The sequence below is a fragment of the Pelomonas candidula genome (assembly GCF_043555985.1).
Lineage (GTDB): Bacteria > Pseudomonadota > Gammaproteobacteria > Burkholderiales > Burkholderiaceae_C > Pelomonas > Pelomonas candidula.
In genome coordinates, this window is sequence record NZ_JBIGIC010000013.1 from 83,465 (window position 1) to 108,161 (window position 24,697).

A 24,697-nucleotide genomic window follows, 5' to 3' on the forward strand; every position below is an offset into this window, starting at 1 on the left:
GATCTGAGGGAATGCGAATCCTTCTGAATCATCGTTTGTCGGCAGCTTGGCTGGCAATCACCATTCGCACCGGATGACATGCAACACAGGCATGCCAAGGAGGCCCGGATGCTGATCGACGTTCCCCACACCCGGCTGCTGCTGCAACGCGGCCAGACCTCGCGCCTGCCCCGGGCGCATGCGGCCCACCTGTGCAGCGCCGAAGGCACGCTGTGGATCACGCTGGACCACGACGTGCGTGACGTCGTGCTGGAGCCTGGCCAGTGCTTCATCGTGCCCAACGACGCGGGCGTGACGATCAGCGCACTCAGCGCGCGGGCCGTGCTGGACCTGCGGCCCGCGGAAGGGCAACCATGAACCCCGTGCTGGTGACCGCCGTCGCCCATGAACCGCAGCGCTGGACCTTGACCGGCGACCGCGTGGCCTGGGTGCGGCCCCTGGAGCCTGGCGACGCCGGTGCGGAGCAGCGCTTCTTCAACGGCCTGTCGCTGGACTCTCGCCATCAGCGCTTTCACTTCGGCCTGCGCGAGCTGAGCCCGGCGCTGCTGCAGTTGCTGACCGACGTGGACCAGCGCCTGCACCGCGCCTGGGTCGTCGAGGCCGAGTCGCCCGGCCGGCCCGTCGTCGCGGATGCGCGCTTCGTCTGCGACCCGGAACAGCCCGAGGTGGCCGAGTTCGCGCTGGCCGTGGCGGACGACTGGCAGGGCCGTGGCCTGGGCCGGCGGCTGATGGCGCATCTCGTCCATCAGGCACGCCGGCAGCAGCTGCACGGCCTCTTCGGCGACGTGCTGGCCGAGAACCGCCGCATGCTGGTGCTGATGCGCGAGTTCGGCGCGCGGCTGCAGTCGCATGCCGATGGCCCGCAACTCGTGCGGGCCGTGCTGGACCTGGGCGGCTGACGAGCGCTGGCATCATGCGCGGCGCCCGGAACGCCGCCACATGAACCGCCTCATCCTCCTGACTGCCATCCTGATCGTCGCGCTGGTCTTGCTCAGCCTGCTGGCCGGCGAACTGCTGACCCGCCCCGCCAGAGAGGTCATCGGCGCACCGCCGCCGGACCTCGTCGGCGCCGAGACGGTCAGCCTGCAGGACGCGCGCGGCCTGCGCCTGGCCGGCTGGTTCACGCCGGGCCGCACCGGCGAAGGCGCGGCGCTGCTGCTGCACGGCGTGCGCAGCAACCGGCTGCAGATGCTGGCACGTGCCCGCTGGCTGCAGCGCGAGGGCATCGCCAGCCTCATCGTCGACCTGCCCTCGCACGGCGAGAGCGAGGGCGACCGCATCACCTTCGGCCGGCGCGAGGCGCTGGGTGTGGAAGCCGCGCTGCACTGGCTGCGTACGCGGCTGCCGGGCGAGAAGGTGGGCGCCATCGGCGTGTCGCTGGGCGGCGCGTCAGTGCTGTTCGCGCAGCGCCAGCCCGAGCTGGACGCGCTGGTGCTGGAGTCGGTCTACCCCACCATCGTCGACGCCGTGCAGGACCGCCTGACGACGCGGCTCGGCCCGGCCGGCGCGTGGCTGGCACCGCTGCTGCTCGTGCAGCTGCCGCTGCGGCTGGACCTCGGCACCGACCAGCTGCGGCCCATCGACGCGGTTGCCCAGGTGCACGCGCCGCTGCTGATCGCCTCGGGCATGGCGGACCGCAGCACGCGCTGGCCGGAGACCGAGCAGCTCTTCGCCGCAGCCCGCGAGCCCAAGTCGCTGTGGCCGGTGCCGGGCGCGGCGCACGTGGACCTGCACGACTTCGACGCCGCCGCCTACGAAGCCCGCCTGGGCCCCTGGCTGCACGCACAGCTGCGGAAGCGCTGAGCAGGTCCATCGCGAATGCACGCGCCCGGCTGCGAGATGCAGCGCAAGGCGCAAAGCAGAGCCATGGTCTTCCCATGGCGAGCATTTGCAACGCCGCGATGCACTCGCAGCCGGGATGCGGGCGGCGCGAGGGACCTGTTCGGGGCTTCCCATGCCCCCGCCCTGACAGGGTCAAGCGCGCCTCGGCAAGATGCCGCCATGACCGCCCTGCCCCCGCTCTCCATCCTCGACCTGGCGCCCGTCGTCGAAGGCGCCTCCACGCGCGAGGCGCTGCTGAACAGCCTGGACCTCGTGAGGCTCGCCGACGAGCTGGGCTACACACGCTACTGGGTGGCCGAGCATCACAACATGGAGGGCGTGGCCAGCTCGGCCACGGCCGTGCTGATCGGCCAGCTGGCCGCGGCGTCGCGACGCATCCGCGTCGGCGCCGGCGGCATCATGCTGCCGAACCATGCGCCGCTGACGATCGCGGAGCAGTTCGGCACGCTGGCCGAACTCTTCCCTGGCCGCATCGACCTGGGCCTGGGCCGCGCGCCGGGCACCGACCGCCCCACGATGCACGCGCTGCGCCGCAGCCTGGAGAAGAGCGGCGAGGACACCTTCCCCAACGACGTGCTGGAGCTGCAGGGCTACCTCGCCCCGGTGGCCGAGCACGCGGTCGTGCGCGCCGTGCCGGGCCAGGGCACCGAGGTGCCGATCTGGCTGCTGGGCTCCAGTCTCTACAGCGCGCAGCTGGCGGCCTACCTGGGCCTGCCGTTCGCGTTCGCTTCGCATTTCGCGCCGGAGATGCTGATGCAGGCGTTGCAGATCTACCGCGCGACCTACAAACCCAGCGAACGCCACGCGAAGCCGCACGCGATGGTGGGGCTGAACGTCATCGTCGCGCCGACCGACGAGGAGGCAAGACTGCTGTTCACGTCGGCGCAGCAGCGCTTCCTCGGCATGGTGCGCGGCCGGCGCGGCAAGCTGCCGCCTCCGGTGGCGAGCATGGACACGCTGTGGTCGCCCGCTGAGCGGCTGCAGGTGGAGCGGATGTTGAGTGAATCCATCGTCGGCTCGCCGCAGACGGTGAAGGCCGGTCTGCAGGCCACCGCCGAGCGCACCGGCGCGGACGAGTTCATCGTCGCCTGCGCGGTGCACGACCACGCGCTACGCAGGCGCAGCTACGAGCTGCTCGCCTCGCTCTGAGCAGGCAGCCGCGCCAGCTGCGCCCGGGCCAGCGTGGCGTACAGCGGTGGCGACAGCAGTCGTGCCACGCCACTGGCGATGAGCGCGCAGGCCATCAGGCTGAGCACCATGGCATGGCCATCCACCATCTCCATGACGATGATGAAGGCCGTCAGCGGGGCCTGCGTCGCAGCAGCCAGGAAGCCGGCCATGCCAAGCGCGATCAACGCCGCGGTGTGCGGCGTGCCGGCCCACGCGGCCACGTCGGCGCCCCAGGCCGCACCAATGGCCAACGACGGCGCGAAGATGCCGGCCGGCACGCCCGACCAGGCCGTAAGCCAGGTGGCCACGAACTTGAGCGGCGCATAGAGCCAGGAGTCCAGCTGCTCGCCCTGCAACAGCCCCCGCGTGTGGCCATAGCCGCTGCCGAAGGTGGACCCGTTCATGGCCACGCCCAGCACCGCGACGGCCAGGCCGCAGGCGAACGCGAAGCTCAAGGGTCGCAGCCGCCGCCAACGGCTGAAGGCGTCAGCCCCCTGCCCTGTGAGGCTGGCGATCAGCAGGCGCGAGAACAGGCCGCCCAGCACGCCGCTGCCGATGGCCAGCAGCAGGCCGGGCCCGAGCAGCGCCCAGCTGAGGCTGGTGACGTGGATCACGCCGAAATAGGCCTCATTGCCGTTCAGCGACGCGGCGACCAGGCCCGCCAGCACGATGCCGGCGATGAGCAGGCCGCTGTTGCGTTGCTCGGGCCGGCGGCTGAGTTCCTCGATGGCGAACATCACGCCACCCAGCGGCGTGTTGAAGGCCGCGGCGATGCCGGCCGCGCCGCCCGTCACGAGCAGCCCCTGCGCGGTCACGCCGCTGCGCGCCGGCAGCCAGCGACGCGCGGCATGCATCAGCCCGGCCGCCACCTGAACCGATGGCCCCTCGCGGCCGATGGACAGGCCGGCGAGCAGCCCCCAGCAGGTCAGCACGACCTTGGCGCAGGACAGCCGCAGCGACACGAACAGCCCGCGCTGCGCGGACGGCACGGCCGTGTCGAGTGCGGCAATGACTTGCGGGATGCCCGAGCCGGCGGCGCCGGGCCAGAAGCGCCGCGTCAGCGCCACGATGGCCATGGTGCAGAGCGGTGTCCACACCAGCGGCAGCCACCACAGGTCATGCCTCGCCTGGGAAAACGTCGCCAGGGCCAGATCGCCGAGTCTCGAAAAGGCCACGATGGCCAACCCGGCCAGCGCCGCAAAGGCGATGACGAGGGCGCGCGTCAGCCACAACCGCCAGTCCGACAGCTCGCGTTGCAACTGGGGCAGCCAATCCCGGCGATGCTTCAACGAGGCGCCTCTATCATGAGTCGATGCCTGTGCGCCCTCCCGTCCCGCCCGTCGAATTGAGCGAACCCGCCACGCGGGTGCTCAGGCGCTTTCGCCTTGTCTTCAACACGGTGAAGGCGCATTTCCAGCAGGTGGAGAGAGAGGCCGGTATCGGTGGCGCCCAGCTGTGGGCGCTGAGCCTGATCGGCAGTCGGCCTGGCATCGGCACGGGCGAACTCGCGAAGGCGATGGACGTGCATCAGTCGACCGCGAGCAACCTGGTGCGAACGCTGGTCGGGCGTGGCCTCGTGCAGGCCAGCAAGGGAACCGCGGACCGGCGTGCCGTGCAGCTGAAGTTGCTGCCTGCGGCGCGCGCGGTGCTGCGCAAGGCGCCCGGCCCGCTTCAAGGCGTGCTGCCCCAGGCCCTGGCCGCGCTGGACGCCGACACGCTGGCGAGGCTCGACGCGGATTTGGCGCAACTGATCGCCGTGCTGGATGGCGACGCGCGCGCCGCCAGGATTCCATTGGGGCAATAGCCGCCGCGGCCGCCGGCCGATCCGCGCCGCCGCTCCAGGCTCACCCGAAGCAACGACCGGACCGGTGCGGCCGGCACGGCTATGCGTTCAACGCTGCGGGTAGGCGATGTCCGCGCGGCGGTTCTGCGCCCACGAGGCTTCATCGTGGCCCGTCGCCTTCGGGTGCTCCTTGCCCCAGCTGATGGCTTCCATCTGGCCGTCGCGCACGCCGTAGGTCTTCAGCGCCTTGACGACGGCCTCGGCACGCTTCTGGCCCAGGGCCAGGTTGTATTCGGCACTGCCGCGCTCGTCGGCATTGCCCTCGACCTTGACAGCCAGCTGGGCGTTCTTCACCAGGTAGGCGCCATGGCGCTGCAGCATGGCGTCGTAGTCCGACTTGACGGCGAAGTTGTCGTAGTCGAAATAGACGCTGCGCTGCGTGGAGATCAGGCTCTTCGGGTCCAGGTGCTCGGGGAGCTCGACCTTGGCGACCTGGGCCACGGGCGCGGGCGCGGGGGCCGGCGCGGGAGCCTGCACCACAGGAGCCGGCGCGGGGGCCGGAGCCGGCGGCGTGACGGGCGTGCTGCTGCAGCCGGCGAGTGCCAAACCCAGGGCCAGGACGGCGCCCGGCGTCGAAATCATCTGCTTCATGGAAGTTGTTCCTCAGACGCGCAGGAATCGCGCGCAGGGCCAGGATGATAGCCAACTACCTTTGTACAAATCCATTTCGGCGAGCTGTCAACGTGCAGCTCCGCACGCGCAACTCACTTGATGCGCTGCTTCTCCAGCTTGCGCGCCAGCGTGCGCCGGTGCATGCCCAGGCGCCGTGCGGTCTCGCTGATGTTGAAGTCGGTCTCGGCCAGCACCTCGTGGATACGCTCCCACTCCAGCGTCTTGATGGACGCAGTCTGGCGCTCGGTCACCTCCACGTCGGCATCGCCCTGGCGGCGCGCGAAGGCGGCCTCGATGTCGTCGGTGTTGGCCGGTTTGGCGAGGTAGTGGCAGGCGCCCAGCTTGATGGCCTCCACGGCCGTGGCGATGCTGGCGTAGCCGGTCAGCACGACGATGAGGACCTCCGGGTCCCAGCCGTTCAGCGCCTGCACGCAGGCCAGGCCCGAGGCGCCGGCGGCGAGCTTGAGGTCCACGACGGCATGCCCCAGTTCCTCGTCGTCGGGCAGGTCGTCGAGCAGGTTCTTCATGTCGTCGAGGCCGGTGGCACGCAGCACGCGCCAGCCGCGGCGCTCGAACGAACGTGTCAGGGTGCGGGCAAAGCTGTCGTCGTCCTCGACGATGAGCAACAGGCGGTCTTCTTCAGCGGTAGCGGGCATGCGTGTCGGATCGGTCCACCCGGGATTGTCGCGGCAGCAGCGAAGCCAGCGGCAGCGTGAGGGTGACTTCGGCACCACCGCCGTCGCGGTTGGCCGCCTGCAAGCGCCCGCCCAGCGTACGCGCGACGTTGACGGACAGGAACAGGCCCATGCCACGGCCCGGCTGGCCCTTGCCGCTTTGATAGGGCTCGCCGAAGTGCTTGAGGCGCTCGGCGTCGAAGCCCGGGCCGTCGTCGAGCACGCTCAGCGCAAGCGTGTCCTCGTCGGGGCAGGCGGCCACGAGCGTCAAGCGGGTGCCGGGCGCGGCTTCGGCGGCGTTGTCGAGCAGGTTGCCGATGACCTGCTGCAACGCGGTGTCGGCGACGATCTCGACGACGGGCAGGCTGTCCTTGCGCACGACCAGCTCGGACGCCGGCCGCGTGGGTCGCCAGCGCGCCGCCAGCTCGTCGATGAAGCCCTCCAGCGGCGTCAGCCGCGGCGCCTCGCCGCGCATCTCGCCGGCCGACATCAGGATGCCGGTGACGATGGCCTTGCAGCGCAGGATCTGCTGCTGCATCTCCTCGATCTCCTCGCGCAGCTCGGGCTCGCCCGCGAACGGCGCCATGTGCGCCCAGTCGCCGAGGATGACGCTGAGCGTCGCCAGCGGCGTGCCCAGCTCGTGCGCGGCGCCGCTGGCCAGAAGGCCCATGCGCACGATGTGGACCTCCTCGGCGGCGCGCTGCTGCAGCTCAGCCAGCTCAGCGTCGCGCTGACGCAGGTTGCGGTTGATGCGGACGATGAAGATGGTGAGCAGCCCCACGTTGAGCAGGAAGCACATCAGCAGGCCGCCCAGGTAGTTGGGCGACAGCGTCGTCGGTGCCGTCGGGTCCAGCACCAACGGCCGGTGCCACTGCGTCAACGCGACGAAGCCGGTCAGCGTGCTCAGCACGATGGCCCACAGGTAGGCCGGCCGCAGCAGCACGGAGCCAACGGCCACCTGCAGCAGGTAGAGGTAGATGAACGGGTTGTCGCTGCCGCCGGCGAGGTAGAGCTGGCCGGTCAGCACGCCCACGTCGACCAGCAGCGCGACGCACAGCTCGATCTGCGACACCGGCTGCGTGAGCCGGTTGCGCCAGACGCTGAAGAGGTTGAACGCGACGAGGATGCCCAGCAGGCTGAACATCTCGGCCCAGGGCAGCGTGAGGCCCAGGCCGAAGTGCACGACCAGCACGGTCGCGAGCTGGCCGCCGACAGCCAGCCAGCGCAGCTCGATGAGCTGGCGCAGGTTGGCGCGGCCGGCGCGGCGCTCGGGCGCGACGGCAACGGGTTCGGCGATGGTCGGCGGTGCGGTGTTCAAGGCGGGGCGCGCCGACGCTCCTCGCGGACCAGGTAGAAGGCCGCGGCGGCCGCCATGACCGCGAGCGCCAGCCAGGTGGCGGCGTAGACGGCGTGATTGTTGGCGAAACGCACGACCGTCAGGCCGGGACGCGGGTAACGCAGCGGCTGGGCCGCGTCGGCGGACTCGTCGACGAAGTACGGCGCCACGGGCCCGGCAAGATGAAGCTGGGCCGCGATGCCGGCCACGTCGCGCGAGTACCAACGGCCTTCGGCCGGCTCGTTCCTGCGCAGCGGGCCGCCACCGGTCTCCGTCAGGCGCAGCAGGCCGATGAGTTCGACGGGGCCGGTGGGTGTGGCGTGCGCGTCAGGCGCACGCCGCTCGGGTGGCACGAAGCCGCGGTTGACGAGGACGGCGCTGCCGTCGTCCAGCCGCAGCGGCGCAATGACCCAGTGGCCGCCGCCGAGTTCGGTCGTGGCCTGCACGAGCACCTCGCGCGGCTCGAAGTGGCCGCTGAGGCGCAGGCGCCGGTATTCGTCGGCCTTGGTGACTTCAGCAGAAACGGCGGGCGGAGCAACGGGATCGGCCTTCAGCCGCTGCTCGACACGCTCGATGAGATCGAGCTTCCAGCTCAGGCGCTGGACCTGCCAGCCGGCCAGCGCGAGGAAGCCCACGCTGGCCAGTGCCGCGCTGACGATCAGTGCGATGCGTGCAGCGCGATTCATACCCGGTCAGGGCATGTTCCGCATGGCGGCCGGATCAGGCGTCGGCATCATGTTGGCGTTCATGTGATACATGACCCAGACCGAGCCGGACAGCATGATGACCACGAGCGCGACGGTGAACAGCAGGGCCAGCATGGACCAGCCGCCTTCGACCTTGGCGTTCATGTGCAGGAAATAGATCATATGCACGACCATCTGCACGGCCGCGAAGCCGAGGATGACCAGGCCGGTCACCTTGGGCGTGGGCAGCACCTGGCCCATGACGAGCCAGAACGGAATGGCCGTCAGGATGACCGACAGGATGAAGCCGACGGCGTAGCCCTTGAAGCTGACGTGGAAGTCGCCGTCGTCGTGATGGTCGTCGTGGCCGTGGTTGTCGTGTGCGTGGTCGGCCATCACAGCACTCCCATCAGGTAGACGAAGGTGAAGACGCCGATCCAGACGACGTCCAGGAAGTGCCAGAACATCGACAGGCACATCAGGCGGCGGCGGTTGGCGGGTGTCAGGCCCAGCTTGCCGACCTGGAACATCAGCGTGACCAGCCAGATGCAGCCGAAGGTGACGTGCAGGCCGTGCGTGCCGACCAGCGTGAAGAAGCTGGACAGGAAGGCACTGCGGCCGGGGCCCGCTTCCTCGTGGATAAGGTGGTGGAACTCGAACAGCTCGATGCCCAGGAACCCGAGGCCGAACAGGCCCGTGATGGCCAGCCAGACGAGCACCTGCTGCTTGCGCTTGGCCTGCATCGCGATCATCGCGAAGCCATAGGTGATGGAGGAGAACAGCAGCAGCGCGGTGTTCATGGCCACCAGCGGCAGGTCGAACAGGTCGGAGCCCGACGGGCCGGCCGCGTAGGAGCGGCCCAGCACGGCATAGACGGCGAACAGCACCGCGAAGATGAGGCAGTCGCTCATCAGGTAGAGCCAGAAGCCCAGCATCGTGCTGCTGGGCGGGTGGTGCGCGCCAGCGTGGTCGTAGTAGACCGGCGCACCGTTCACGTGGGTGGCAACAGTTGCAGACATGTCAGGTTCTCCCGGTCAGGCCGCCGAACCGGCAGCGGCAGCGAGGGCGCGCGTGCGCTCTTCCTCGGTGCGGGTCACCGCATCGGCCGGGATGTGGTAGTCGCGGTTGTAGTTGAAGGTGTGCACGATGGACGCGATGACGGTGGCCGCCAGGCCCAGCGCGGCCAGGATGTACATGTGCCAGATCAGCGCGAAGCCCATGGCCGTGGCCAGCATGCCGATGACGAAGCCGGCACCGGTGTTCTTGGGCATGTGGATGGCGACGAAGCCTTGCTGGGGACGCTCGATGCCGCGCTGCTTCATGTCCTGCCAGGCGTCCAGTTCATGGGCGATGGGCGTGAACGCGAAGTTGTAGTCGGGCGGCGGCGACGACGTGGACCATTCCAGCGTGCGGCCACCCCAGACGTCACCGGTCGTGTCGGCCAGTTCCTTGCGGCGCCAGATGCTGACGGCGATCTGGACCAGGAAGGCACCGATGCCGCAGGCGATGATGCCGGCACCGAGGGCGGCCACGACGAAGTAAGGCTGCAGCGTCATGTCGTCGAAGTGGTTGACGCGACGGGTGACGCCCATCAGGCCCAGCACGTACAGCGGCGTGAACGCGACCCAGAAGCCGACGAACCAGCACCAGAACGAGACCTTGCCCCAGAAGGCGTCCAGGCGGAAGCCGAAGGCCTTGGGGAACCAGTAGTTGATGCCGGCGAACACGCCGAACACCACGCCACCGATGATGACGTTGTGGAAGTGGGCGATCAGGAACAGGCTGTTGTGCAGCACGAAGTCCGCCGCCGGCACGGCCAGCAGCACGCCGGTCATGCCACCGATGACGAAGGTGACCATGAAGCCCACGGTCCACAGCATCGGCACCTCGAACTTGATGCGGCCACGGTACATCGTGAACAGCCAGTTGAAGATCTTGGCGCCCGTCGGGATCGAGATGATCATCGTCGTGATGCCGAAGAAGCTGTTCACGCTGGCGCCCGAGCCCATCGTGAAGAAGTGGTGCAGCCAGACCAGGTAGGACAGGATCGTGATGACGACCGTGGCATAGACCATGGACGCGTAGCCGAACAGCTTCTTGCGGCTGAACGTGGACACGACTTCCGAGAAGATGCCGAACACCGGCAGCACCAGGATGTAGACCTCGGGGTGGCCCCAGATCCAGATCAGGTTCACGTACAGCATGGCGTTGCCGCCCAGGTCGTTCGTGAAGAAGTTGGTGCCGAGATAGCGGTCGGCCGTCAGCAGCGCGAGCGTGGCGGCCAGCACCGGGAAGGTGGCGACGATCAGCACGTTGGTGCACAGCGAGGTCCATGTGAAGACGGGCATCTTCATCATGGTCATGCCGGGCGCGCGCATCTTGATGATGGTCGCGATCAGGTTGATGCCCGACAGCGTCGTGCCCACCCCCGCGATCTGCAGCGACCACAGGTAGTAGTCCACCCCCACGTCGGGGCTCGCCAGCAGGCCGGACATTGGCGGATAGGCCAGCCAGCCAGTCTTCGCGAACTCGCCGACGAACAGCGAGAGCATGACCAGCACGGCGCCGCCAGCGGTCATCCAGAAACTGAAGTTGTTCAGGAACGGGAAGGCCACGTCGCGCGCACCGATCTGCAGCGGCACGACGTAGTTCATGAAGCCCGTCACGAACGGCATCGCGACGAAGAAGATCATGATGACGCCGTGGGCGGTGAACACCTGGTCGTAGTGGTGCGGCGGCAGGAAGCCGGCACTGTCACCGAAGGCCAGTGCCTGGTGGGCTCGCATCATCAGCGCGTCGGCAAAGCCGCGCAGCAGCATCACGACACCGAGCACGATGTACATGATGCCGATCTTCTTGTGGTCGATGCTGGTGATCCAGTCACGCCACAGCGGGCCCCAGAGGCGGAACTTGGTCAGCAGGGCCAGCACGAACAGGCCGCCCAGCGCGACCATGATGAAGGTGCCCACAAGGATGGGCTCGTGCAGCGGCAGCGCATCCAGGCCGAGACGGCCGAAGATGGGATGAAGCTGTTCGGCAGCCTGATGCTGCGCAACGATGGCATTGGACATGGGTCGGACTCAGTTCTTCGGCGCAGCGGTCTCGGTCTGGGCCTCGGCGGGCAGACCCAGCGGATTGGTCGGCGTGCACAGCGCAGCCACGACGGTGCGCTCGCGCTTCGTGCCTTCGGCATCGCGCCAGGCCGTGCGCATCGTGCCCGCCACGCCGCCCTTGCCGGCCCCGCCGGCGGCGTCAATGGCCATCATGGTGCTCGTGCACATCTTCTTGCCGTCGACGCAGCGGTCGACGATGGCACCCCACAGGCCCGGCTCGACACTGGCGAAGCGCTGGATGGGTTCCTTGGTGCTGGGCTGCTCCAGCTTCAGGTAGTCGGCACGCGTCAGCGTGTTGCCGCCGGCCTTGTTGGACTCGACCCACTTGGCGAATTCCTCGTCCGTCAGGCCGTGGAACTTGAAGCGCATGTCCGAGAAGCCGGCACCGCTGTACTGGGCCGACAGGCCGTCGTAGACGCCCGCCTTGTTGATGACGGCGTGCAGTTGCGTCTGCATGCCCGGCATCGCGTAGATCATGCCGGCCAGCGCGGGCACGTAGAAGGTGTTCATCACCGACGTGGACGTGAAGCGGAAGTGGATCGGGCGATCCACCGGCGCGGCCAGTTCGTTGACGAGGGCGATCCCCTGCTCGGGGTAGATGAACAGCCACTTCCAGTCCATCGCGACCGCGTAGACCTCCAGCGGCTTCACGTCGGCAGCCAGCGGCTTGCTCTCGGAGATGCGGTCCAGCGGTCGGAACGGGTCCAGCTTGTGCGTGCTGATCCAGGTGATCGCGCCCAGCGCGATGATGATCAGCAGCGGCGCACCCCAGATCACCAGTTCCAGGCGCGTGGAGTGGTCCCAGTCCGGCGAGTAGGTCGCCTCGGTGTTGGACTGGCGGTAACGGTACGCAAAGAACAGCGTCAGCGCGATCACCGGCACGATGATCAGCAGCATCAGCAGCGTCGACGTGACGATGAGGTTCGCCTGCTGCTGCGCGATGTCGCCGTGAGGCTTCATCACGATGGCGTTGCAGCCACTCAAGGCAAGCCCGGACAGCAAGACCGGGACGCGAGTAAGGAGAGTGTTTTTGAGGTACATCCGGACTAACGCGCGAGGGTTAACGATCTTGCACGTGGGACGGGAATGTAAGTTGATTGAGGCAAATCAACGATTGGACATTTTGTCCTAGTCACAGACGGAGACAAGCCCATCATGGCCCTGAGCAGTACCTTCCAAACTCCCCAGTCCGGCCCGCTGACGACCCGTACCGACGAGGAACTCGCCCCCGGCGACATCGCCGTCGGCGTGATCATCGGCCGAGCGTCCGAATATTTCGACTTCTTCGTCTTCGGCATCGCCTCGGTGCTGGTTTTCCCTCAGGTTTTCTTCCCGTTCGCCGCCGACCGCCTGACCGGCACGCTGTACGCCTTTCTGGTCTTTGCGCTGGCTTTCGTCGTCCGACCGGTCGGTACGCTGATCGGCATGGAGATCCAGCGCCGCTTCGGCCGCTCGACCAAGCTGACCGCCGCCCTCTTCCTGCTCGGTTGCTCCACGGTCGGCATGGGCCTGCTCCCGGGCTTCGCGTCGGCGGGCAGCACCGCCATCGTGCTGCTGGCGCTGTGCCGCATCGGCCAGGGCCTGGCGCTGGGCGGATCATGGGACGGCTTGCCGTCGCTGCTGGCGCTGAACGCGCCGCCGGACCGCCGCGGCTGGTACGCGATGCTGGGCCAGCTGGGCGCGCCGCTGGGCTTCTTCGTCGCCTCCAGCGTGTTCCTCTACGTCTTCAGCAGCCTGGACGACAAGGACTTCCTGTCCTGGGGCTGGCGCTTCCCATTCTTCACGGCCTTCGCGATCAACGTCGTTGCGCTGTTCGCCCGGCTGCGGCTGGTCGTCACGCACGAGTACGAGAAGCGCATGGAGGAGCATGAGCTCGACCCTGCCCACCTGCACGAGCTGCTGCCGGCGCAAGGCCATCACATCGTCATCGGCGCCTTTGCCGCGCTGGCCAGCTACGCCCTCTTCCACCTCGTCACGGTGTTCCCGCTGTCCTGGGTCGCACTGTCGGACCCACAGGGCATCGACGACTTCATGAAGATGGAGCTGCTGGGCGCCGCCTTCGCCGCCGCGGCCATGCCGATGTCCGGCCTCATCGCCGACAAGATCGGCCGCCGCAGCTTCCTCGGCACGCTGGCCCTGGCCATCGGCGTGTTCGCGCTGGCAGCGCCGTTCATGCTGGGCGGCGGCAAGCCGGGCCATGCAGCTTTCCTGCTGATCGGCTTCGTGCTGCTGGGCCTGTCCTACGGCCAGGCGGCCGGCTCGGTGACGTCCAACTTCCTGCCGCATTTCCGCTACACCGGCGCGGCGCTGACGGCCGACATGGCCTGGCTGCTGGGCGCCGCCTTCGCGCCGGTCATCGCGCTGTTCCTGTCGTCGCGCTTCGGGCTCGGATCGCTGACCGTCTACCTGCTGTCCGCGGTGGTCTGCACGCTGCTGGCGCTGCGGGTCAACAAGAAGCTGCGTGAGGCGGCCGTCGTCCAGGACTGACGCGGCGGATGCCAGCCAAGGCGGGCTGCGGCCCGCCTTTGTTTTGCGCCGCCACCTTTTCAATCAAAACCCGGCCGAGCCCCCTCATGAGCCTGACGCTGCACTACCACCCGCTGTCCTCCTACTGCTGGAAGCTGCTGATCGCGCTGTACGAGAACGGCACGCCGTTCGAAGCGCAGGTCGTCAACCTCGGCGACCCGGCTGCGCGCGCCGCCTACGCCGCGTTGTGGCCCACGGCCAAGATCCCGTTGCTGGTGGACGGCAACCGAGTCGTGCCGGAAACCTCGTTGCAGATCGAATACCTGGACCGCCGCCACCCCGGCCGCCAGCGCCTGCTGCCCGACGACTTAGACGCGCAGCTGGACGTGCGCCTGTGGGACCGCCTGTTCGACCTCTACGTGATGGACCCGATGCAGCGCTACATCGCCCAGATCCTGCGCCCGGAGGCTCAGCGCGACCCGCAGGCCATGCAGGCCAGCGTCGACGGCCTGGGGAGGGCCTACGACCTCATCGACAGCCGCATGGGCGAGCACGCCTGGGCCGCAGGCGAAGACTTCAGCCTTGCAGACTGCGCCGCCGCGCCAGCGCTGTTCTACGCCGCCATCGTGCGCCCGTTCGGGCCGGAACACACGCGGCTCGCCGCCTACTTCGAGCGGCTGCTGGCCCGGCCATCGGTCTGGCGCTGCATCGTCGAGGCGCGGCCGGTCTTTCAGTACTACCCGCTGAGGCACGCGCTGCCCGCGCGCTTCCTCAGCGGCGACGCGCCTTAGCCCAGCGCCTTGCGCGCGTTCTGGAACATCCGCAGCCACGGGCTGTGCTGCGCGCGGTCGCCCGAGGTCCAGCTCATCTGCACATTGCGGAACACGCGCTCCGGGTGGGGCATCAGCGCCGTGAAGCGGCCATCGGCCGTCGTCACGGAGGTCAGGCCGCCCGGGCTGCCGTTCGGGTTGAACGGGTAGGCCTCGGTGGCCTGGCCGTGGTTGTCGACGAAGCGCATCGCGGCGATGACCTTGGACGGATCGCCCTGGCGCGCGAAGTTCGCAAAACCCTCGCCGTGCGCGACGGCGATCGGCGCCCGCGTGCCAGCCATGTCCTTGAAGAAGACGCTGGGCGAATCCAGCACCTCGACCAGGGCCAGGCGGGCCTCGTACTGCTCGCTCTGGTTGCGTGTGAAGCGCGGCCAGGCGTTGGCGCCCGGGATGATGGGCGCGAGCGCGGCCAGCATCTGGCAGCCGTTGCACACGCCCAAGGCGAGCGTGTCGGAGCGCGAGAAGAAGGCGCGGAACTGCTCGGTCAGCACCGGGTTGAACATGATGCTGCGCGCCCAGCCTTCGCCTGCGCCCAGCGTGTCGCCGTAGCTGAAGCCGCCGCAGGCCACGAACGCTGCGAAGCCGTCGAGCTTCACGTCGCCGCGTTGCAGGTCGCTCATGTGCACGTCGAAGCTGTCGAAGCCGCCCAGCGACATCGCGTAGGCCATCTCGACGTGCGAGTTGACGCCCTGCTCGCGCAGGATGGCGACCTTGGGCTTGGCGCCGGTGCTGATGAAGGGGGCTTCCGGCGTGAACGTCAGGTGCACGTGCATGCCGGGGTCGTCGGCCTTGCCGGCGGCGGCGTGCTCGGCGTCGGCGCCAGCCGGGTTGTCACGCAACCGGGCGATGCGCCAGCTCACCTCATCCCAGGTCTGCTGCAGCGCCGTCAGGTCGGCCGCGAAGACTTTCTTCGCATCGCGCCAGACTTCCATCTGCCGCGCCGCGTTGGGCTTGGCGACGACATGCGAATGCTTGGACAGGCCGTGCGCACGCAGCACCTGCATGACCGCATCGCGGTCGGCCGCACGGACCTGGATCAGTGCTCCCAGTTCCTCGGCGAACAGCGCGCGCAGCGTCAGCTCATCGCGGCGGCCGCTGACCTGGGCAGCCCAGTTCTTCGAGTCACCCGTGTCGGCACGGCTGTCGCTGATGCCGTCGCCTTCGGTCACCAGCATGTCGATGTTCAGGCTCAGGCCGGTCTGGCCGGCGAAGGCCATTTCGCAGGCCGCCGCCCACAGGCCGCCGTCGGAGCGGTCGTGGTAGGCCAGCAGCTTGCCCGCGGCGCGCAGTTCGTTGACGGCGTTGACCAGCGAGACCAGCAACTGCGGGTCGTCCAGGTCAGGCACGTCGCTGCCGAACTGGTTCAGCGTCTGCGCCAGGATGGAGCCGGCCATGCGGTGCTTGCCCTGGCCCAGGTCGATCAGGATGAGCGCCGAGTCCTCACGCTGCCACTCGGGCGTCAGCGTGCCGCGCACGTCGGCAATGCTGGCGAAGGCGGTGACGATCAGCGACACCGGCGCGGTGACCTGCTTGTCATCCCACTTCGTGCGCATCGACAACGAATCCTTGCCCACCGGGATGGACACGCCCAGCACCGGGCACAGCTCCATGCCGACTGCCTTCACGGTGTCGAACAGCGCGGCGTCTTCGCCCGCTTCGCCGCATGCGGCCATCCAGTTGGCGCTGAGCTTCACGCGCGGCAGCTCGATGGGGGCGGCCAGCAGGTTGGTGATGGCCTCGGCCACCGCCATGCGGCCCGAGGCGGGCGCGTCGATGGACGCCAGCGGCGTGCGCTCGCCCATGCTCATCGCCTCGCCGGCAAAGCCCTTGAAGTCGGCCAGCGTGACGGCGCAGTCCGCCACTGGCACCTGCCAGGGGCCGACCATCTGGTCGCGGTGGTTGAGGCCGCCCACGGTGCGGTCGCCGATGGTGACGAGGAAGCGCTTGTTGGCGACCGTCGGGTGGCGCAGCACGTCGAACGCAGCCTGCTCCAGCTTGACGCCGGTCAGGTCCAGCGCCCCGCCGTCGCGGGCCACACGGGTCACGTCGCGGTGCGTCTTGGGCGGCTTGCCCAGCAAAACGTCCATCGGCATGTCGATGGGGTGGTCGTCGCCGGCCAGGTCATCGACAAGCTTGAGCTCGCGCTCCTCCGTCGTCACGCCGACGACGGCGAACGGGCAGCGCTCGCGCTCGCAGAAGGCCTTGAACTGCTCCAGGCTCTCCGGCGCGATGGCCAGCACGTAACGCTCCTGGCTTTCGTTGCACCAGATTTCCTTCGGCGCCAGGCCGGACTCTTCCAGCGGCACCTTGCGCAGGTCGAAGCGCGCACCACGGCCGGCGTCGTTCACCAGCTCGGGGAAGGCGTTGGAGATGCCGCCCGCACCCACGTCGTGGATGGCCAGCACCGGGTTGTCCTGACCCAGGCCCCAGCAGTGGTTGATGACCTCCTGCGCGCGACGCTCGATCTCGGGGTTGCCGCGCTGCACGGAGTCGAAGTCCAGATCGGCCGTATTCGTGCCCGCCGCCATCGACGACGCGGCGCCGCCGCCCATGCCGATGCGCATGCCCGGGCCGCCGAGCTGGATCAGCAGCGTGCCGGCGGGGAACTCGATCTTCTTCGTCAGGTCCGAGCGGATCGTGCCCAGGCCACCCGCGATCATGATGGGCTTGTGATAGCCGCGGCGCACGCCGGCAACCGTCTGCTCGAAGACGCGGAAGTAGCCGGCCAGGTTCGGGCGGCCGAACTCGTTGTTGAAGGCGGCGCCACCCAGCGGGCCGTCGATCATGATCTGCAGCGCGCTCGCGATGTGGGCCGGCTTGCCCACGGGGTTCTGTTCCCAGGGCTCGCTCAGGCCCGGCAGATGCAGGTTGGACACCGAGAAGCCCGTCAGACCCGCCTTCGGGCGGGAGCCGCGGCCGGTGGCGCCTTCGTCGCGGATCTCGCCGCCAGCGCCCGTGGACGCGCCCGGGTGGGGCGAGATGGCCGTCGGGTGGTTGTGCGTCTCCACCTTCATCAGCACCTGAGCCTGCTCGGGGCGGGCCACGTAGGCGGCACCCGCCTGCGGCGCGGGCATCCAGCGCTCGATGGCATGGCCTTCCATGACGGCGGCGTTGTCCGAATAGGCAATGACCGTGTGCTGCGGGTTCAGCTTCTCGGTGTTGCGGATCATGCCGAACAGCGACAGCGGCTGGGCCTCGCCGTCCACCGTGAACGACGCGTTGAAGATCTTGTGCCGGCAGTGCTCGCTGTTGGCCTGCGCGAACATCATCAGCTCGACGTCGCTGGGGTTGCGACCCAGCTTCTTGAAGTTGGTCTCGAGGTAGTCGATCTCGTCGCCCGACAGCGCAAGGCCGAATTCGACGTTGGCCTTCTCCAGCGCGGCGCGGCCGGCGCCCAGCACGTCCACATGGGCCAGCGGTTCGGCGGTGCGCTCATCGAACAGATGCTTGGTGTCCTCACGGCTGAAGCAGGCCGACTCGGTCATGCGGTCGTGCAGCAGCGCAGCGCAGGCGTTCAGCTCGTCCGCCGTCAGCGGCTTGGCACCGCCCAGCAGGCCGGACTTGGTCGCGACGCGGTACTCGACGACGCGCTCGACGCGCCTGAGCACGAGTCCGCAGTTGCGGGCGATGTCGGTGGCCTTGGAGGCCCAGGGACTGACCGTGCCGAAGCGCGGCGTGACGACGACCAGCGAGCCCTCGGCGCCTTCGACGGCCGGTTCGCCGTAGGTCAGCAGCGCGGCGAAGCGCTCGCGGGTTTCGGCATCGAGCGGCGCGTCCGTCCAGACCCAGTGCACGGCACGGGCGCTGACGCCGGTGATGCGCGTGCTGACCTCTTGCAGCCTGGCCAGCAAGGCCTGGGCGCGGAAGTCGGAAAGGGCGTTGCCGCCCTCGAAATGGGTCAGATGCGGGGTCAGGGCCATGGAATCCGGGGAGGCTGGGCGCGGGCGGGCGCGCGGTTCTCGGAAATGCTCGGCCCCAACGGCAAGGGGCAGCGTGCGGAAGCACGGGATTCTACTGAGCCGCCCCGGCGGACGAGCGGCAGCCCGCCGTGGATAAGCGGAAAACACCGCCTTCGCCGCTCGCCGGCGCCCAGCCACCGCTGGTCGAACGCCCCCGACGCTCCGTGACATTGCGCACGACTGACAACGCTCTCCGGCAACAACTCGACACAGCTGGACAGCCTGCCAACAGGACCGGTCGGCAGACTGATTTACGCGGGTTCACGAGGGGCTCCGCAACGCAGCAACAACATCCAAGGCAGTCCACATGAGACAACTCAAGCAACATCTGCAATGGGCCATCTGCGCCACGACCTGTGCACTCAGCGCCGCGGTGCTGGTGGCCTGCGGCGGCGGGGGCAGCGCCGGCAGCGGCAGCACGTCGCAGACGACCACCAGCACAACGCCCGGCGCGAGCATCGCCTCCGTGGACGGCACCATCACCGGCTTCGGCAGCGTCATCATCGACGGGCAGCGCTTCGATGACAGCGTCGCCAAGGTCGCCTTTGCCAACAACGCCGACACGCAGACTGCCGGCACGCTGGGCGACCTGCACACCGGCATGCACGTGCAGGGCGAGCTGAAGGACGGCGTGCTGCAGAACCTTGTCGTCAACTTCGCCCTCGTCGGTACCGTCGGCGCCGTGGACACGACGGCCGGCACGCTGACCGTGTTCGGCCAGACCATCAAGACGACCACCACGGGCCAGTTGCCCACCGTCTTCGACGGCTTCAGCGCCTTGAGCCAGCTCGCCGTGGGCGACCTCGTCAAGGTCAGCGGCACGGTGGCCAGCGACGGCAGCATCACCGCCACGCGCATCGAGCGCAAGGCCAAGGACGGCACCGAGGTGTTCCGCCTCAGCGGCGCCGTGCAGGCCGTGGACACGACGGCCAAGACCTTCACGCTGGTCGGCAACAGCAGCGTGACGGTCAGCTACGCCGACGCCAAGCTGCTGCCCACGGGCGCCGTCATCGAGAACGGCAAGCTGGTCAGCGTCGTCGCGACGGCCGCGCCCACCACCACCGGCGGCAAAAACGTGCTGACGGCCAGCGTCGTCGAGGTCAAGGCGCGCAAGCTGGCGGATTCGTCGGACACCACCGTGGGCGGCCCGATCAGCGATTTCCAGAGTCTGAGCAGCCTGCGCATCGGCGACGTCGTCGTCGACGCCAGCGCCGCGACGCTCAAGGAAGGCACCGTGGCCGCCGACGTCGTCAACGGCGCCCAGGCCCAGGCCCATGGCACCGTCAAGGACGGCGCGATGAAGGCCGACTGGCTGCGCGTGTTCAAGAACGACACAGCCATCAAGGCGCTGCTGGTGGGCCAGGTCACCGACTACGTGTCGCTCGCCAACTTCACGCTGCGCGGCACCGTCGTGGACGGCAGCGCAGCCAAGTTCACGAAGGGCACGGCCGCCGACGTGGCCGCAGGCGCCTGGGTGCAGGTCACCGGCCAGCTGACGTCGGCCGGCGTGAAGGCCACCGAGATTGCCGTGCAGCCGCCGCCGGCGGACACCGTGCAGCGACTCTCCGGCGCCATCAGCGGGGTAGACCTGACAGCCCACAGCCTGACGCTGCTGGGCACCACGGTGAAGTGGACCGACACGACCAAGCTCAACTTCAACGTGACGAACGTGACCGCGCTGGCCAACGGCCTGACCGTCACCGTCGAAGGCACGTACTCGGCCACGACCGGCGTGTTCACCGCCACCAGTATCAACGTCACATCGACGCCGGGCGCGGTCAAGACCATCGGCTTTTCGGGCGTCGCCTTCAACGTGACGGCCGACAGCCTGCAGGTCGGCAGTTACACGGTGCAGTTGACGGCCAACACCGCGCTGCAGCCCACCGGCACGAAGCTGGCCGACATCGTCAACGGCTCGCGCCTGAGCATCAAGGCGACGGTCACCGGCACCGATGGAAACGTCAAGCTGACGGCGCTGACGATCGAGCTGCAGAAACCCGAGAAAGACGCCAGCGGCAACGACTACGTCTACCTCGGCGGCCTGATCGGAGACTTCGTCAGCAGCGCCAGCTTCACGGTCGGCGGCCAGAAGGTGGACGCTTCGGCCAGTACCGTGAAGTTCATCGACGGCGACGCGACCAAGCTGGCCAACGGCGTCAAGGTCGAGATCAAGGGCAGCGTGAAGGACGGCGTGCTCGTCGCCACGCAGGTGCATTTCATGCCGGGTTGAGCGGCAGCCGCACCCCAAACAAGCAACTTGCTGAGTGAGAGGCCCGGGCCGTTCGCGGCGCCGGGCTTTTTTGCGTCTGCAGCCGCAGAATCGCCCGCCCATGAAAGCCCTGCTTCGATGGCTGGCCGTGACGACGACGGCCCTGCTTGCAACGACCGCCCATGCTGACCCGACACCGGCGCCGTTGGATATCTACCTGTTGATGGGCCAGTCCAACATGGCCGGCCGCGACACGCGCGACCTCGGCGCGCAGGTGGACGACCCACATGTGCTGGCACTGAACGCTGAGGGTCAATGGGTCGTCGCGCGCGATCCCATCCATGCGAAGACCGGACGCATCGAGCCCGGCGTCGGTCCCGGCATCGCATTCGCCCGCGAGCTGCTCAGGGGTGACGCGACGCGCAGCATCGGTCTCATCCCCACCGCCGTCGGCGGCACACCGTTGCGGCGCTGGGTCAAGGGCGGCGATCTCTACGAGCGGGCCGTGGCGCGCGCCCGCGAGGCATCGGCACGCGGAGTGATCCGCGGCGTGCTGTGGCACCAGGGCGAAGCGGACGCGGAGAAGCCAGCTACCGCAGCCAGCTACGGCGCGCGGCTGGCGAAGATGTTCCAGGACCTGCGCCAGGACCTGGGCCAGCCGGACCTGCCCATCGTCGTCGGCGAGATCGGCGAGTTCACCTCGCCCCAGCGCCTGCCAGAGGCCGCTACCGTGCGCGACGCGCAGCGCCACATGCCGGAGGTCCTGCCACACGTGGGCCTCGCGAGTTCGGACGGACTCGTCCACCTCGGAGACGAGTTGCACTTTTCAGCCGACTCGGCCCGCGAGCTGGGCCGCCGTTTTGCCCACGCAATGCAGACGCTGCAGATGCGATGAGAAAAGCCCCTGCCCGGGGTTGCCGGACAGGGGCTTCAGAGTGGCGGGTACGAGGGCTTAGAACTTGTAGTTCGCGCCCACCAGGTAGCTGCGGCCCCACTGGATGTACTCAAGCGGGCGGTCCTTGGTGCCGGCATAGGTGCGGTAGGCCGCGTTGCCCAGGTTGTTGACCTGTACCAGCAGGCCCAGCCCCTTCATCGGACCGTCGTTGAACGTGTAGCCGATCTGCGCGTCGGTGATGCTTTCGCCCACGACGTAGCGCAGCGTGCGGTTGCCGTTGAAGTTGCCGATTTCACCGATGAAGTCCGAACGCTTGCGCTGGCTGATGCGGGCCTCGAAGCCGTTGATCTCGTAGTAGGCGGTCAGGTTGTACACGCGCTTGGACAGGCCAGGCAGGGCGATCGGGCCGCTGCCCACGCTGCTCGCGCTGTCGGGGTCCTTGATCTGGATGTTGCTGTCGTTGAACGTGGCGCTGGCAGTGAAGCCAAAGCCGTTCAGCGACGAGCTGACCAGGCTCAGCGGCAGCGACGCGCTGAGCTCCACGCCCTTGAGCGTGCCGCCCGAGCCGTTCAGCGGCGTGCTGAACGTGCCAGTCGGCAGCGCTGCGGGCTTGCCCGGCTGAGGCACGTACGTGGCCACGAACGCCGACCAGTCGTAGTTGTCGACCGTCTGCTTGTAGATGTAGCTCTTCAGGTCCTTGTAGTAGGCGGCGGCAGCCACGTAGGCCTTGTTGCCGAAGTACTTTTCCCACGACAGGTCCAACGCATTCGCGCGCCACGGGTCCAGCTTGGGGTTGCCGCCGGAGCCGCCCGGCTTGCCAGTGGAGCCGTCCACACCGAACGAGATGCCGGCATTCAGCTGATCGACGCGCGGACGCGCCATCTGCTTGGCCAGGCCGAAGCGCACCGTCTGGTCGTCGGACAGCGACCACGACAGGTTCAGCGCCGGCAGGATGTCGGTGTAGGTCTTGCCGCCGTTGATCGGCTTCACGCTGCTGGAGTTGCCGTCGTAGTAGTTGGACTGCGAGGACTGGTCCGTCTGCACCACTTGCAGGCCGATGTTGCCGCGCGTCTGCACGCCGAAGGTGGTCGCGTCGATGTTGCCCTTGACGTACAGCGTCGTCGCCTTCTCCTTCACCTGCCAGCGATTCGGGATCTGCCAGCTCTCGGTCTCCACCGGGTTGAAGGTCATGTACTTGGCCACCGCGCCCGGCACGTTCCACGCCGGGATGGTGCCCAGGCCGGCGAAGCCCAGGTTCACCGGGCTGTACTGGAACTCGGAGCCGATCGCCGTCACACCCTGGGAACCCAGGTTGATGGCGCCCTCAGGCTGACGCTTCTTCTTGGAACGGTCCGTGTAGGTCAGGCCACCCTCGAAGTCGGAGAACCAGCTCGACAGCGACGCCGGCGCCGGCAGGCTGCCCAGCAGCTTGAAGCCGGTCAGCTCGTCCTTCACGCTCGGCGTCTTGCCCCAGCCCGAACCGTAGATCGTGTTCTGCAGGTAGAGCTTGGTCGGGTCGGAGTAGCTCATGCCCGGCACGATCTGCGAGAAGCCGTCCGACGTCATTGCAAGCTTGACGCTGTCCAGCACGGCAGGCGTTACGCCGCCGACCGACAGGAGCTGAGAGTTGTTCTCGAGGCTGATTTCGTTGCGGGTGGCGTGCGAATAGTTCAGGTCGGTGGTCACCGACGCACCGTTCTCGAACTTGACCTTGTTGTTCCAACCGGCAGCAACGATCTCGTCGTTGCGCTTGTTGTACATGCCACGCACCAGAGGGTAGGCATTCACCAGCGTGCCGCCGGTCAGCGTACCGTTGGCGTTGACGGTGACATTGGTCCAGCTCAGCGGAATGTTGTTCTTGTTGCTGTCTTGGCCGGCCCAGCCGGTGCTGATCTCGATCTGGTTGGCCGTGTCTTCCTGCTTGGCCTTGGTCCAGAAGGCATCGACGACGCTCGTCCAGTTCTTGCTCGGGCGGAACTCGATCGTGGCCATCAACGCGTCACGCTCGTTCTTGCCGGTGCGGCGCAGCGCCTTGATGCCACCCGACGAGAACGTGTTGGCCGGCAGGCCGGTATGGGAGCCCTGATCCGTGCCCCAGGGCTCGTACAGGCCGACCTGTTCTTCCTGGACCGGCGTCTCCTGGTGGGCGTAGCCGATGGACACGCCAACGGTGCGGTTGGCGAACTGGTCGATGTAGCTGGCGCTGATGCGGTTGCCGTTGGCGCTGGAGTTGGCCGCCGAGCCCAGCGAGTTGTGCGAGCCGCGCACGTTCACGTTCATCACGCGGCTGCCGAAGTTCAGCGGGCGCACCGTCTGCATGTCGATGGTGCCCGACAGGCCCTGGCCCACGAGGCCGGCGTCCGGCGTCTTGTAGATCACGACGCCGCTCAGCAGCTCGGACGGGTACTGGTCGAACTCGACGCTGCGGTTGTCACCGGTGGACACCAGCTCGCGGCCGTTGAGCAGCGTCGTCGCGAAGTCGGGCGACAGGCCGCGGACCGAGATCACCTGCGCGCGGCCAGCCACGCGCTGGGCAGACAGGCCCGGCAGGCGGGCGATGGACTCGGCGATGCTGACGTCAGGCAGCTTGCCGATGTCTTCGGCCGAAACGGCCTCGACGATGTTGTCCGAATTCTTCTTGACGGAGATCGCGGCCTCGATGCCCTTGCGGATGCCGGTGACGGTCACCGTTTCCAGTTGCTGGGGCTGAGCCTCCTGGGCGGTCGCGGCGGCTGCGGCGATCAGCAGCGTGCAGCCGATGGCGACGGGACTGATGCGGAACGAGGCGACGGCTTGAGAGCCGCGCTTGTCTTTGGTCAAGGTCATGAATGTCTCCTCTGGTTCATTGGAAAACCGCTTGGCCCTCGGCGTGCCGCCGGGGCGGCGACGCACATCTTTTGGGCGAGAACCCAACGTCTCGGCCTAGTTTGTATCAAAACTAGATTTTCCTCCGCACCTGCGTAAACCCTAGACGTTGCGAAGAAACGACCTGATTTCGACAGAAAACTAAGGGAAAACCAGCATGCAAAAGGCGATCATTCGCAATGGCGACTCCGTAGAAA

20 protein-coding genes are annotated in these 24,697 nt (G+C 68.1%); 9 read left to right on the plus strand and 11 right to left on the minus strand.

Translation table 11 applies throughout. The features are described 5' to 3' along the window. The first annotated feature begins 108 nt into the window (after positions 1–108). The 4 genes from ACG04R_RS22615 (at position 109) to ACG04R_RS22630 (ending at position 2,991) form a co-directional block, all read left to right on the plus strand. Positions 109–357: a DUF2917 domain-containing protein gene (locus tag ACG04R_RS22615; protein WP_394415889.1), complete on the plus strand. Its 249-nt coding sequence runs from the start codon at positions 109–111 to the stop codon at positions 355–357. Then, complete coding sequence (locus ACG04R_RS22620; RefSeq protein ID WP_394415890.1) at positions 354–899, plus strand: GNAT family N-acetyltransferase; 546 nt, start codon at positions 354–356, stop codon at positions 897–899. The genes ACG04R_RS22615 and ACG04R_RS22620 overlap by 4 nt, the downstream gene beginning before the upstream one ends. Before the next feature lie 40 nt (positions 900–939). Further along, positions 940–1,803, plus strand: a complete 864-nt coding sequence (locus tag ACG04R_RS22625) for an alpha/beta hydrolase (protein WP_394415891.1) — start codon at positions 940–942, stop codon at positions 1,801–1,803. Positions 1,804–2,001: 198 nt separating this feature from the next. Beyond that, positions 2,002–2,991, plus strand: a complete 990-nt coding sequence (locus tag ACG04R_RS22630; protein ID WP_394415892.1) for an LLM class flavin-dependent oxidoreductase — start codon at positions 2,002–2,004, stop codon at positions 2,989–2,991. On the opposite strand, the gene ACG04R_RS22635 is transcribed toward ACG04R_RS22630, so the two are convergent. Beyond that, entirely contained in the window at positions 2,967–4,301 is a 1,335-nt protein-coding gene (locus ACG04R_RS22635; protein ID WP_394415893.1) for a chloride channel protein, read from the minus strand. The two genes, ACG04R_RS22630 and ACG04R_RS22635, sit on opposite strands and share 25 nt — an antisense overlap. 23 nt (positions 4,302–4,324) lie before the next feature. Between ACG04R_RS22635 and ACG04R_RS22640 the strand changes: the two genes are divergently transcribed. Then, entirely contained in the window at positions 4,325–4,816 is a 492-nt protein-coding gene (locus tag ACG04R_RS22640; RefSeq protein WP_394415894.1) for a MarR family winged helix-turn-helix transcriptional regulator, read from the plus strand. Between the two features lie 87 nt (positions 4,817–4,903). Here ACG04R_RS22640 and pal read toward each other — a convergent pair whose 3' ends face one another. The 8 genes from pal to cyoA all read right to left on the minus strand — a co-directional run bounded on the left by pal (position 4,904) and on the right by cyoA (position 12,317). Continuing rightward, entirely contained in the window at positions 4,904–5,446 is a 543-nt protein-coding gene (gene pal / locus ACG04R_RS22645; RefSeq protein ID WP_394415895.1) for a peptidoglycan-associated lipoprotein Pal, read from the minus strand. Between the two features lie 113 nt (positions 5,447–5,559). Then, positions 5,560–6,123, minus strand: coding sequence for a response regulator transcription factor (locus tag ACG04R_RS22650; protein WP_394415896.1), 564 nt, complete (start codon positions 6,121–6,123; stop codon positions 5,560–5,562). Then, entirely contained in the window at positions 6,107–7,459 is a 1,353-nt protein-coding gene (locus ACG04R_RS22655; protein WP_394415897.1) for an ATP-binding protein, read from the minus strand. The genes ACG04R_RS22650 and ACG04R_RS22655 overlap by 17 nt, the downstream gene beginning before the upstream one ends. Further along, entirely contained in the window at positions 7,456–8,163 is a 708-nt protein-coding gene (locus ACG04R_RS22660; RefSeq protein ID WP_394415898.1) for an SURF1 family protein, read from the minus strand. The genes ACG04R_RS22655 and ACG04R_RS22660 overlap by 4 nt, the downstream gene beginning before the upstream one ends. A 6-nt stretch (positions 8,164–8,169) precedes the next feature. Further along, positions 8,170–8,559, minus strand: a complete 390-nt coding sequence (gene cyoD, locus ACG04R_RS22665; protein WP_394415899.1) for a cytochrome o ubiquinol oxidase subunit IV — start codon at positions 8,557–8,559, stop codon at positions 8,170–8,172. Next, positions 8,559–9,182, minus strand: coding sequence for a cytochrome o ubiquinol oxidase subunit III (cyoC, locus tag ACG04R_RS22670; RefSeq protein ID WP_394415900.1), 624 nt, complete (start codon positions 9,180–9,182; stop codon positions 8,559–8,561). Before cyoC ends, cyoD begins: the two co-directional genes overlap by 1 nt. Before the next feature lie 15 nt (positions 9,183–9,197). Continuing rightward, entirely contained in the window at positions 9,198–11,234 is a 2,037-nt protein-coding gene (cyoB, locus tag ACG04R_RS22675; RefSeq protein ID WP_394415901.1) for a cytochrome o ubiquinol oxidase subunit I, read from the minus strand. Positions 11,235–11,243: 9 nt separating this feature from the next. Further along, positions 11,244–12,317: a ubiquinol oxidase subunit II gene (cyoA, locus tag ACG04R_RS22680; protein ID WP_394415902.1), complete on the minus strand. Its 1,074-nt coding sequence runs from the start codon at positions 12,315–12,317 to the stop codon at positions 11,244–11,246. A gap of 114 nt (positions 12,318–12,431) precedes the next feature. Here cyoA and ACG04R_RS22685 point away from each other — a divergent pair, with 114 nt between their 5' ends. Both ACG04R_RS22685 and ACG04R_RS22690 read left to right on the plus strand, forming a co-directional pair. Continuing rightward, entirely contained in the window at positions 12,432–13,763 is a 1,332-nt protein-coding gene (locus ACG04R_RS22685; protein WP_394415903.1) for an MFS transporter, read from the plus strand. Positions 13,764–13,849: 86 nt separating this feature from the next. Continuing rightward, complete coding sequence (locus ACG04R_RS22690) at positions 13,850–14,533, plus strand: glutathione S-transferase family protein (RefSeq protein ID WP_394415904.1); 684 nt, start codon at positions 13,850–13,852, stop codon at positions 14,531–14,533. Here ACG04R_RS22690 and purL read toward each other — a convergent pair. Next, a complete protein-coding gene (purL, locus tag ACG04R_RS22695; protein WP_394415905.1) occupies positions 14,530–18,492 on the minus strand; it encodes a phosphoribosylformylglycinamidine synthase in 3,963 nt (1,320 codons plus the stop codon). The two genes, ACG04R_RS22690 and purL, sit on opposite strands and share 4 nt — an antisense overlap. Positions 18,493–18,838: 346 nt before the next feature. Between purL and ACG04R_RS22700 the strand changes: the two genes are divergently transcribed. Then, the gene (locus tag ACG04R_RS22700) at positions 18,839–20,761 is read left to right on the plus strand and encodes a DUF5666 domain-containing protein (protein WP_394415906.1); all 1,923 of its coding nucleotides are present in this window, start codon (positions 18,839–18,841) and stop codon (positions 20,759–20,761) included. A 100-nt stretch (positions 20,762–20,861) separates the two neighbouring features. After that, positions 20,862–21,635 (plus strand): sialate O-acetylesterase, encoded by a 774-nt coding sequence (locus ACG04R_RS22705; protein WP_394415907.1) that lies wholly within the window; start codon positions 20,862–20,864, stop codon positions 21,633–21,635. A 57-nt stretch (positions 21,636–21,692) separates the two neighbouring features. Here ACG04R_RS22705 and ACG04R_RS22710 read toward each other — a convergent pair whose 3' ends face one another. Beyond that, a complete protein-coding gene (locus ACG04R_RS22710) occupies positions 21,693–24,461 on the minus strand; it encodes a TonB-dependent receptor (RefSeq protein WP_394415908.1) in 2,769 nt (922 codons plus the stop codon). Positions 24,462–24,697: the final 236 nt, after the last annotated feature.

Excerpts from the sequence above, each read along its gene's own strand:
- ACG04R_RS22615 (WP_394415889.1), top strand. The coding sequence starts at position 109 with ATGCTGATCGACGTTCCCCACACCCGGCTGCTGCTGCAACGCGGCCAG.
- ACG04R_RS22620 (WP_394415890.1), top strand. The coding sequence starts at position 354 with ATGAACCCCGTGCTGGTGACCGCCGTCGCCCATGAACCGCAGCGCTGG.
- ACG04R_RS22625 (WP_394415891.1), top strand. The coding sequence starts at position 940 with ATGAACCGCCTCATCCTCCTGACTGCCATCCTGATCGTCGCGCTGGTC.
- ACG04R_RS22630 (WP_394415892.1), top strand. The coding sequence starts at position 2,002 with ATGACCGCCCTGCCCCCGCTCTCCATCCTCGACCTGGCGCCCGTCGTC.
- ACG04R_RS22640 (WP_394415894.1), top strand. The coding sequence starts at position 4,325 with ATGCCTGTGCGCCCTCCCGTCCCGCCCGTCGAATTGAGCGAACCCGCC.
- pal (WP_394415895.1), bottom strand. The coding sequence starts at position 5,446 with ATGAAGCAGATGATTTCGACGCCGGGCGCCGTCCTGGCCCTGGGTTTG.
- ACG04R_RS22650 (WP_394415896.1), bottom strand. The coding sequence starts at position 6,123 with ATGCCCGCTACCGCTGAAGAAGACCGCCTGTTGCTCATCGTCGAGGAC.
- ACG04R_RS22660 (WP_394415898.1), bottom strand. The coding sequence starts at position 8,163 with ATGAATCGCGCTGCACGCATCGCACTGATCGTCAGCGCGGCACTGGCC.
- cyoD (WP_394415899.1), bottom strand. The coding sequence starts at position 8,559 with ATGGCCGACCACGCACACGACAACCACGGCCACGACGACCATCACGAC.
- cyoC (WP_394415900.1), bottom strand. The coding sequence starts at position 9,182 with ATGTCTGCAACTGTTGCCACCCACGTGAACGGTGCGCCGGTCTACTAC.
- cyoB (WP_394415901.1), bottom strand. The coding sequence starts at position 11,234 with ATGTCCAATGCCATCGTTGCGCAGCATCAGGCTGCCGAACAGCTTCAT.
- cyoA (WP_394415902.1), bottom strand. The coding sequence starts at position 12,317 with ATGTACCTCAAAAACACTCTCCTTACTCGCGTCCCGGTCTTGCTGTCC.
- ACG04R_RS22685 (WP_394415903.1), top strand. The coding sequence starts at position 12,432 with ATGGCCCTGAGCAGTACCTTCCAAACTCCCCAGTCCGGCCCGCTGACG.
- ACG04R_RS22690 (WP_394415904.1), top strand. The coding sequence starts at position 13,850 with ATGAGCCTGACGCTGCACTACCACCCGCTGTCCTCCTACTGCTGGAAG.
- purL (WP_394415905.1), bottom strand. The coding sequence starts at position 18,492 with ATGGCCCTGACCCCGCATCTGACCCATTTCGAGGGCGGCAACGCCCTT.
- ACG04R_RS22700 (WP_394415906.1), top strand. The coding sequence starts at position 18,839 with ATGAGACAACTCAAGCAACATCTGCAATGGGCCATCTGCGCCACGACC.
- ACG04R_RS22705 (WP_394415907.1), top strand. The coding sequence starts at position 20,862 with ATGAAAGCCCTGCTTCGATGGCTGGCCGTGACGACGACGGCCCTGCTT.
- ACG04R_RS22710 (WP_394415908.1), bottom strand. The coding sequence starts at position 24,461 with ATGACCTTGACCAAAGACAAGCGCGGCTCTCAAGCCGTCGCCTCGTTC.